Below are 870 nucleotides of genomic sequence, written 5' to 3'. Positions count from 1 at the left end.
CGGCCGCGCGCAGCACCGCCAGCTCGGCAGAACGTTGCAGCAGCACCCGTGGTCCTCCCCGCGACCCCGTGCCGGGACCGCCCGACGACACCGCCGACACCACCGACGTCCCGGCGGGCTGCTCGCGCGGGGCAGTTCCTCGGGGTCGGCGCCCGCAAATCCTAGGGTCGGGGCTGGGGCCGCACCCCGAGGTCGGCGCACCCCGCACCGGACGAGGCTTCGATCATGGACCTCCCACCCGTTCACGACCCCGCCCGCCCCCCGGGCCCCACCCGCTCCCTGGCCCGGCAGATCGCCGAGCCGCTGCGCCGCGCGATCGGCAGCGGTGCCCTGCGCGAGGGTGAGCGCCTGCCCTCGGTGCGCGAGGTGGCCGCCGAGGCCGGCGTCTGCCGGGGTGTCGTGCTCGAGGCGTACGCCATGCTGCGCGCCAGCGGGCACGCCGAGAGCCGCCGGGGTTCGGGCACCTACGCCCGCCGGCCCCCGGGCGCGCCGCGGCGTGCGCACCCCGGCGGACCGGCGTCCCGGGGCCGCAGCGGCCCTCCCACCCCCGCCGGGCAGGTGCGCGACCTCGCGCCCGCAGGACAGGTGCACGACCTCGCCCCCGGGCGGTCGTGGGCGGGCGGGGTGCCGACGGCGGCCTGGCGGGCGGCCTGGCGGCAGGCCGCCCACCGCGGCCCCGACGCCGCGCTGCCGCCGGTGTGCGGCCTCCCCCGCCTGCGCCGGGTGCTGCGCGAGCACCTGGAACGGCTGGCCGGCGGAGCGCTCGGCGAGCACGAGGTGTGCGCGGTCACGGGGCCCGCGCACGGCGTCGACGGGGCGCTGGCCGTGGTGCGGGCGGCGCTGGGGCGCGAGCCCGGTGCACCGCTGGCC

At 81.1% G+C, this 870-nt stretch carries 1 protein-coding gene; it reads left to right on the top strand.

Annotation, left to right across the window (positions count from 1 at the left end; genetic code table 11):
• Positions 1-225 precede the first annotated feature (225 nt).
• Positions 226-870 (top strand): GntR family transcriptional regulator (locus ABEB16_RS16095; RefSeq protein WP_345713239.1); only part of this gene is annotated, 645 nt, incomplete at its 3' end.

Origin of the sequence: Kineococcus glutinatus, from assembly GCF_039542765.1 — a bacterium.
GTDB classification, from domain to species: domain Bacteria; phylum Actinomycetota; class Actinomycetes; order Actinomycetales; family Kineococcaceae; genus Kineococcus_A; species Kineococcus_A glutinatus.
This window is presented reverse-complemented; position numbering and strand designations above follow the sequence as displayed.